We start from the raw sequence: 7,837 nt of genomic DNA, 5'->3' as shown, positions 1-7,837 counted from the left end.
CGTCTGCGGGTGCTCGAGCGGCCGCTGCCGCGGCGGCGGCCGCGTGTCGCGTACGGCATCGTCGCGGTCGGTGGTGCCGTGCTCATCGCCGCGGCGCAGATGGGGCTGTCGATCCTGTCGACGCAGACGTCCTACGAGTTGTCGACGCTCACCTCGCAGCAGCGGAACCTGGACTGGCAGAAGCAGATGCTGCAGGACGATGTGACCGGTCTCAGCTCGCCGCAGTACCTCGCCGCGAACGCGCAGGCGATGGGGATGCTGACGGGCCAGGACCCGACATATCTGCGCCTGAGCGACCACACCGTCGTCGGCAGCGCCGTCGGCGCGGACGGAGCGAGCGCCGTCAATGCGCTCACTCAGGCCGCCGTCGGCAACGCCCTCGTGGCCGGTGTGCCCCTGGCAGGAGATCCGTCGGCGAGTCTCGGCGGCGGTGCGAGCGTCGTGGACGAGGCGATCACCAATATGACGACACCCCCCGCCATCGCCGACGGTCTTCCGACGCCCGCCACACACTGATCTCCATGACGACCAGAGCCGACCGAAGCCCGCGGCGACGCACCGTCGTCGCTCTCGCTGTCGTCCTGGCCGTGCTCGCCGCATTCGTCGTGCGTCTGGTCGACATCCAGGTCGTCAACGCGAACGACCACGTCACCGACTCGCAGACATTCGCGACGGGCGCGAAGCAACCGCTGTACGGCGCACGCGGCGAGATCGTCGACGCGAACGGCACCGTGCTGGCCTCCAGCACGCTGCGCTACGACGTGCAGATCGACCCGTCGCTGGCCATCAAGGGCATGACGAAGCGGGATGCGGACGGGGTCGCGGTCGAAGACGACAGCGGGAAGACCGTCGTCGTCACGTGGCCGGAGCTGGCGGCACGCATCGCCAGAATCACCGGGCAGTCCGCGGCCGATGTCGAGAAGATCGTCACCGACAAGCTCGCCATCGACCCCGGTAGCCAGTACGCGGTCGTGAAGTCGTCGGTGGCGACCGAGGAGTATCGGGCCCTCGCCGACCTGAAGCTGCCGTTCCTCTCCTTCCCACCCCATCCGTCGCGGATCTACCCAGACGGTGCCGTCGCCGGCAACCTGATCGGCTTCGTCGGGTCCGACGGGACGCCGCTGGAAGGGCTCGAGGACTTGCAGAACTCATGCCTGGCGGCCGAAGACGGTTCGCTGACCTATCAGCGCGGCGCCGACGGCGTCATCATCCCGGGCACCGAGGTCGAGGACGCCGCGGTCGACGGCGGAACCCTGAAGCTGACGATCGACAGCGACTTGCAGTGGTTCCTGCAGCAGTTGATGTCGGAGGAGACCCAGCGGCTGAACGCGACCTGGGGCGGCGCGATGGTCGTCGAAGTGAAGACCGGCAAGATCCGCGCCGCGGCCGAATCGGGCACCGTCGATCCCAACGATCCCGGCGCCACCCCCGCCGCCGACCGGGCCTCGAAGCTGTTGCGGTTCTCGTTCGAACCGGGATCGACCTTCAAACCGGTGACGATCGCGACGGGACTCGACACGGGTGCCTTCGCCCCCGACACGCGGGTCGAGGACCCGGACCGCATGGAGTTTGCCAACGGTGCCGTCATCAACGACGACGAGAAGCATGCGACCGAGACCCTCACCGCCACCGGTGCTCTCGTGCGGTCCTCCAATGTCGCTCTGTCTCAGCTGGGCGCGATGATCGACCCGCAGACGCGCCTGGATTATCTTCTGAGGTTCGGCGTCGGGAGCGGCACGGCGCTCGATTGGTCCGCCGAGCCGAAGGGGCAGTACCACCAGGTTGCGAGCTGGGACAGCCAGACGTACTACACGACGACGTTCGGCCAGGCCTTCACCGTCACGGTGCCGCAGGTCGCGAGCGTGTACCAGACCATCGCGAACGGCGGCGAGAAGATGCCGCTGTCGCTCGTGGAGTCGTGCACCTCGGCGGACGGGACCGTCGCCGAACCCGACCTGCCTGCGCCCGAGCAGGTGATCAAACCCGAGACCGCACACACCCTCAGCACGATGCTCGAGAACGTGTTCGCGCAAGGGACGATGGCCGCCGACGTCGCGATCCCGGGCTACCGGATGGCGGGCAAGACCGGGACGGCCCAGATCAGCAACGGCTCCGGCGGCTACAAGGACGGTGTCTACTTCACGAGCCTCGTCGGATATGCGCCGGCCGATGATCCCGAGTACGTTGTCATCACTGTGTTCGACGAGCCCTTGAACAACCGCATGTCCTCCGCGAACCGGATCTCGTTCAAGAAGGCGATGATGCAGGTGCTGACGCACTACCGCGTCATGCCCTCCGATTCCGCCACCCCACTGCTGCCGGTGAACTGAGGAAACCCCCCACATGATCCGGATGACACTTGCCGAGATCGCCGCCGCCGTGAGCGGTGTGCTGCGCGAGGCGGATGCCGACACTCCCGACACCGCGGTCGCGGGAGCCGTCGACACGGACTCGCGTCTCATCGGGCCCGGCGATATCTTCGTCGCGAAGCCCGGCGAGATCACCGACGGTCATCGGTTCGTCGTCGCCGCTGCAGCCGCTGGTGCCGCCCTCGCGATCGTCGAGCACCCCGTCGAGGCGCCCATCAGCCAGATCGTCGTCGGCGACGCCGTGCAGGCTCTCGCCGATCTCGCCCGCGCCGTCGTGGCACGTGTGCGTGCCCGCGGTGACCTGCGCATCGTCGGCATCACCGGCTCCAACGGCAAGACGACCACCAAGAACCTGCTCGCCCGCATCCTGCAGGACGAGGGCGACACCGTCGCCCCCCGTGCCTCGTTCAACAACGAGGTGGGCGCTCCGCTGACGATGCTCCGAGTCACCGAGAGCACGCGGTTTCTCGTGAGCGAGTTCGGGGCCGCTGGCCCCGGCCAGATCGCCCGTCTCGCGGGCCTCGTGACCCCGGACGTCGGCGTCGTGCTCATGGTGGGCCTCGCGCACGCCGGAGGCTTCGGCGGTGTGGAGGCGACCCTCAAGGCGAAGACCGAGCTCGTCGAGGCGGTGCGTCCCGGCGGTGTCGCGGTGCTCAACGCCGACGATCCGCGGGTCGTGACGATGGCCGCCGTCGCGGCGGCACGGGACGTGTCGGTGCGCTGGTTCGGGCGCGGTGCCCCGTCGCATCCCAAGCAGCAGCCTTTCAGGGGCGCCGCCGCGCCGCGGGGGCAGGAAAGCCTGCCCAGCGAGGCGAGATCTACGGGTCAGCTCTTCAGCGGCGCTGCCGCGCCGTGGGGGCGAGAAAGTCTGGCACATGTTGCGAGACTTTCGCATCAGCTCCGAGCCGAAGACGTCGAAGTGTCGGCATCCGGCACACGTTGCGTCGTCGTCGGCGGCGACGAGCGGGTGCCGTTGCGGCTGCAGGTGCTGGGGGAGCACCACGTCATGAACGCCCTCGCCGCGCTCGCTGCGGCGCAGGTGCTCGGCGTTTCGCTGCGCGACGGGATCGCGCGGCTGGAGACGGTGGAGCTCGCCGAACGCTGGCGCATGCAGCCGCTTGGATCCGATCGCATCCGCATCATCAACGACGCCTACAACGCGAGCCCCGACTCGATGGCGGCGGCGCTGCGCACCCTCGCCCAGATCGTCGCCCCCGGTCAGCGCAAGGTCGCCGTGCTGGGTGCGATGAGCGAACTGGGCGAATATGCCGGCGAAGAGCACGACCGTGTGGGCCTGCTGGCGGTGCGTCTGCGGATCGAGCGCATCGTCGTCGTCGGCCGCGATGCGCGCCGACTGTACCTCGCCGCAGTCGGGGAGGGCTCGTGGGATGGCGAGGCGGTCTTCTTCGAGACCGCCGACGAGGCGTACGACTACCTCATGGCCGAGCTGCGCGACGGCGACCGCGTGCTGGTGAAGTCGTCCAACTCCGCGGGCCTGCGGCATCTGGGCGATCGTCTGGGAGAATCGCTCTCGTGAGATCTCTGCTGACGGCCGCGACGATCTCCCTCGCCTTCACTCTCTTCCTCACGCCACTGTTCATCCGGCTGTTCGAACGGCTGGGCTGGGGGCAGGTCATTCGCACGCCGGAAGATGGAAACATCCCGCGTCACCAGGCCAAGCGCGGCACGCCCACGATGGGTGGCGTCGTCTTCATCACCGGCACGATCGTCGGGTATTTCGTCGGGACCTTCACCGGCGGCGCCCCGCCGACGGCCTCGGGTCTGCTCGTCATCTGGATGATGGTGGGCCTCGGCGTCGTCGGCTTCATCGACGACTTCATGAAGGTGCGTCAGCAACGCAGCCTCGGTCTTTCCGGCTGGCGCAAGATCGTCGGGCAGGTGCTGGTTGCGGTGCCTTTCGGCATCCTGGCGCTGAACTTCCCCAACCGTTACGGCGAGACTCCCGCCACCGCGCACGTCTCGTTCTTCCGTGACATCCCGGCGCTGTCGTTCCTCGCGCTGGGCGTCGTCGTCGGCTGGATCGTCTACCTCGTGTGGGTGTCGTTCATCTCCGTCGCCTGGTCCAACGCCACCAACCTCACCGACGGCCTCGACGGGCTCGCGACCGGCTCGGGGATCTTCACGATCTCCGCGCTCAGCCTCGTCACGTTCTGGCAGTTCCAGCAGCGCTGCATGAGCGGTGCGCTCGTCGACAGCTACGCGGGCGCCTGCTATCCGACGCGCGACCCGATGGATCTCACGATCATCGCGGCATCCTTCGTCGGCGCGCTCGTCGGGTTCCTCTGGTGGAACGCGCCGAAGGCGAAGATCTTCATGGGCGACGTCGGCTCGCTGGCGATCGGCGGCGTCATCGCGGCGATGTCGATCCTCTCCCGTACCGAACTGTTGGCGGTCATCATCGCCGGCGTATTCATCATCGGCCCCGGATCGGTCATCCTGCAGCGGTACTACTTCAAAGCGACGGGCGGCAAACGACTGTTCCTCATGAGCCCCTTCCATCACCATCTCGAGATGCGCGGCTGGCCGGAGATCACGATCGTCGTGCGCATGTGGATCATCGCGGGGATGCTAGCGGTCACGGGCGTCGGCCTGTTCTACGTCGCGTGGCTGGCAGCGCTGTGACGGGCCGGCTCGACCAGCTCACCAGCTGGAACGCGGACTGGCGCGGCCTGCGGGTCGCCGTGCTCGGCCTCTCGGTCACCGGGTTCTCGGTCGCCGACACGCTTGCGGAGCTCGGTGCCGAGGTGCTCGTGGTGACGCAGGATGTGGGCGAGGATTACGCCCGGCTCCTCCCGGTCATCGGTGCCAAGCTGTGGACCGGGCCGCTCGACGAGGCACCCGATGAGCTCGTCGCCTTCCGGCCTGAGGTCGTCGTCGCCTCGCCCGGATTCGCGCCCCACCATCCAGTCATCGCGTGGACGCGTGCGCAGGGCATCGCGCTGTGGGGCGACATCGAGCTCGCGTGGCGGGTGCGTGACAAGGTGCTGCGCCCGGACGGCACGCCGGCGGACTGGCTGCTCATCACCGGAACCAACGGCAAGACCACGACGACGCAGCTGACGGCGGCGATGCTCGTCGCTGGCGGCCTGCGAGCAGCTCCGGTCGGCAACATCGGCGTGCCGGTGCTCGACGCGGTGCGTGATCCGGCAGGGTTCGACGCGCTCGTCATCGAGCTGTCGAGCCACCAGCTGTGGTATCTGTCGCAGCAGACCGGACCGGAGCCGCTGTCACCCTATGCGAGCGTGTGCCTCAATCTCGCCGAAGACCACCTGCAGTGGCACGGTTCGTTCGCCGCGTATCGCGACGCGAAGGCCGTCGTGTACGAGAACACCCGCGTCGCGTGCGTGTACAACAAGGCGGATGCCGCGACCCGCGTCATGGTCGAAGAGGCTGACGTCATCGAGGGGTGCCGTGCCATCGGATTCGATCTCGGTGTGCCCGGTCCGAGCGATCTTGGGGTTGTCGACGGCATCCTCGCGGACCGCGCGTTCCTCGAGGATCGACGGACGAGGGCGCTGGAGCTGACGACGCTCGACGCCCTCGCGGCGCGGGGGCTCGCGGCCCCCCACATCGTGGCGAACGTCCTGGCCGCCGCTGCCCTCGCCCGCTCACTGGATGTCGCGCCGGCGGCGATCGCGGCGGCGCTGTCGGAGTTCCGGCTGGATGCGCACCGCATCGAGGTCGTCGCCACTGTCGGCGGCGTCACGTGGGTCGACGACTCGAAGGCGACGAACCCGCACGCGGCGGCATCGTCGCTGGCGGCGTTCCCCGGTGCGGTGTGGGTCGTGGGCGGCCAGCTCAAAGGCGTCGACATCTCCGACCTCGTCGCCGCGCGCGGTCCCGGGGTCTCGGCGGCGATCGTCATCGGCGTCGACCGGGAGCCCATCGTCGCGGCGTTCCAGCGACACGCGCCCGACGTTCCGCTCTTCGAGGTCGACGACGCACAGACTGAAGACGTCATGGCCCAGGTCGTCGCGCTGGCGGCGGGGATCGTTCGTGACCCAGGCGTGGTTCTCCTCGCTCCGGCTGCGGCATCCTTCGATCAGTTCGACTCCTACGCCGACCGCGGTCACCGGTTCGCCGGGGCCGTGCGAGACCGGATCTGCCGGGACGAGAACGAGTTGCGCGACAGCGACACACGAAACGACACACGAGCTGACGGAGGGGGAGCCGGTGACGACGACGACCCCGCCGCGGATCCGCAGGGCGCCGACGGCTGAGGCCCCGGCATCCGGGGTCCCGGGATCGGGCGTTTCAGGATCGGCTCGCGAGGGCGGCCGCGGCTACGCGGCGCGGGTTTCGCTCGGGCGGGTGTTCGCGCCGGTGCCGAGCGAGTTCCTGCTGATCGCGTCGACAGCGCTGCTGCTGACAGGTTTCGGCCTCACGATGGTGCTGTCGGCGACGATGGCCACGGCCGTCGCCGACGGGCAGAGCCCGTTCGAGGTGGTCCTCAAGCAGGCGGCGTTCGCGGTCATCGGCATCCCGCTCATGTTCGTCGCGAGCCGACTGCCCGTGACGTTCTGGAAGCGCATCGCTTGGCCGGGGCTGATCGTTGCGACTCTGGTCCAGCTCCTCGTCTTCGTGCCGGGGCTGGGTGACGAGCACGGCGGCAACCGCAACTGGATCCAGATCGCAGGCTTCCAGGCGCAGCCCTCCGAGTTCCTCAAGGTCACCCTCGCGCTGTGGCTCGGATACGTCCTGTATCGCAAGCAGACGCTGCTGGGCCTGTGGCGGCACGTGTTCATCCCGGTCGTGCCCGTCGGCGCGCTGGTCATCGGTACCGTGCTGGCCGGTCGCGACCTCGGCACCGCGATGATCCTCATGGTGATTCTGCTCGGGTGCCTGTTCTTCTCGGGCGTGAAGCTGAGGCTGTTCCTCATCCCGCTCATCCTCGTCCTGGGGGCAGCGGCCGTGTTCGCCGTCACGAGCCCCAACCGCATGGCGCGGATCATGAGCTTTCTCGACGTCGACAGCCTCGCGTGCTACGACACCACCTGCTATCAGCCGTTGCACGGCGTGTGGGGCCTCGCGAACGGCGGCATCTTCGGACTGGGCCTCGGCAACTCGCGGGAGAAGTACGGTTGGCTGCCGGCGCAGTCGAACGACTACATCTTCGCGATCCTGGGCGAGGAGCTCGGGTTGATCGGATGCCTCGTCGTGCTCGGGCTGTTCACGCTGTTCGCCGTCGGTGCGTTCCACATCATCCGCAAGACGCACGACCCGTTCATTCGCATCGTCGCCGGTGGCATCACCGTGTGGATCGTCGGTCAAGCCCTGCTGAACATCGCCGTCGTGCTACGCCTGGCTCCCGTGCTGGGCGTGCCGCTGCCGTTCATGTCGCAGGGAGGAACCTCCCTGTTGTCGGTGCTGATCGGCTGCGGTGTGCTGTTGTCGTTCGCGCGGACGCTGCCCGCCGCCGAGGCGGCCGGCCTCGCGCCGGCGGCTCC

General features: G+C 68.5%; 6 protein-coding genes. All 6 read left to right on the top strand.

What is annotated here, in order from left to right; genetic code table 11:
- Positions 1–516, top strand: a 516-nt coding sequence (locus WBP48_RS08390) for a hypothetical protein (protein ID WP_424438888.1), incomplete at its 5' end; no start/stop codon positions are given.
- 5 nt (positions 517–521) lie between these two features.
- Complete coding sequence (locus WBP48_RS08385) at positions 522–2,330, top strand: peptidoglycan D,D-transpeptidase FtsI family protein (protein WP_424438885.1); 1,809 nt, start codon at positions 522–524, stop codon at positions 2,328–2,330.
- A gap of 13 nt (positions 2,331–2,343) precedes the next feature.
- Entirely contained in the window at positions 2,344–3,906 is a 1,563-nt protein-coding gene (locus WBP48_RS08380; RefSeq protein ID WP_424438882.1) for a UDP-N-acetylmuramoyl-tripeptide--D-alanyl-D-alanine ligase, read from the top strand.
- Positions 3,903–5,012: a phospho-N-acetylmuramoyl-pentapeptide-transferase gene (mraY, locus tag WBP48_RS08375; protein WP_424438879.1), complete on the top strand. Its 1,110-nt coding sequence runs from the start codon at positions 3,903–3,905 to the stop codon at positions 5,010–5,012. The genes WBP48_RS08380 and mraY overlap by 4 nt, the downstream gene beginning before the upstream one ends.
- The gene (gene murD, locus WBP48_RS08370; protein WP_424438876.1) at positions 4,994–6,610 is read left to right on the top strand and encodes a UDP-N-acetylmuramoyl-L-alanine--D-glutamate ligase; all 1,617 of its coding nucleotides are present in this window, start codon (positions 4,994–4,996) and stop codon (positions 6,608–6,610) included. The genes mraY and murD overlap by 19 nt, the downstream gene beginning before the upstream one ends.
- The coding region (ftsW, locus tag WBP48_RS08365; RefSeq protein WP_424438873.1) for a putative lipid II flippase FtsW at positions 6,564–7,837 on the top strand (1,274 nt) is incomplete at its 3' end. The genes murD and ftsW, both read left to right, overlap by 47 nt.

The sequence above is a fragment of the Microbacterium sp. genome (assembly GCF_049661145.1).
GTDB lineage: Bacteria > Actinomycetota > Actinomycetes > Actinomycetales > Microbacteriaceae > Microbacterium.
Note: the sequence above shows the minus strand (reverse complement) of the source record. Positions and strands in the feature narration are given on the sequence as shown.